The following is a 591-nucleotide window of genomic DNA, read 5'->3' on the forward strand; positions in this document are numbered from 1 at the left end:
GATTTCTTGGCTGGACTGCTCAATGTGAGACGTCCAAGCGTGACGACAGCCCTCCATATTCTTGAGGGCCATCGCTTCATTGTAGCCGAGAGGGGTCAGGTGACCGTACGCAACCGTCAGGCTTTGGAGGCATTCGCCGGCGATGCTTATGGTGTACCCGAACACGAGTTCGCTCGTCTCATTGGATCAATGTATTAGACACGATCATCACCCCGTGCAGTGCTGCATACGGCAGGCATAAGCAGAGAGCTTTGATGTGCCGACCAATCGGCATCGACGCTCCATTTCAATATCAATAGCATGTTATTGCGTTCGCAACTCTTCTTCCGGGGGAGTGCAGGTCCCGCTCGCTCACCCCGATTTGAACGCGTCGACTTCCTCGACCACCCGAGTCTTGGCAGCATCGTGAACGTCGGTCGCGGCTGAAACCGTCTTGCTATAGACGTCAGATGCAACCTCTGTTCCTTGCTCCATCATCGAGGATGCCTTGGCGGCAACCGTGTCTTTCGCCGCGTCGGCGGCTTCGCCGAGATACTCGTCTTCGGTTTCCGTATGCGGCAACGCCGCCCCGATCGCCGCGCCCACCGCAAA

The 591-nt window shown here is 57.0% G+C and carries 2 pseudogenes; one reads left to right on the forward strand and one right to left on the reverse strand.

Features of this window, described 5'->3' with window-relative positions:
• Positions 1–198: pseudogene (locus ACPYOI_RS35890) on the forward strand (Crp/Fnr family transcriptional regulator); the annotation flags it as partial.
• Positions 199–351: 153 nt separating this feature from the next.
• Here ACPYOI_RS35890 and ACPYOI_RS35895 read toward each other — a convergent pair.
• Positions 352–591: pseudogene (locus tag ACPYOI_RS35895) on the reverse strand (nutrient deprivation-induced protein); the annotation flags it as partial.

The sequence above is a fragment of the Rhizobium sp. SVR5-2C genome (genome assembly GCF_056755115.1).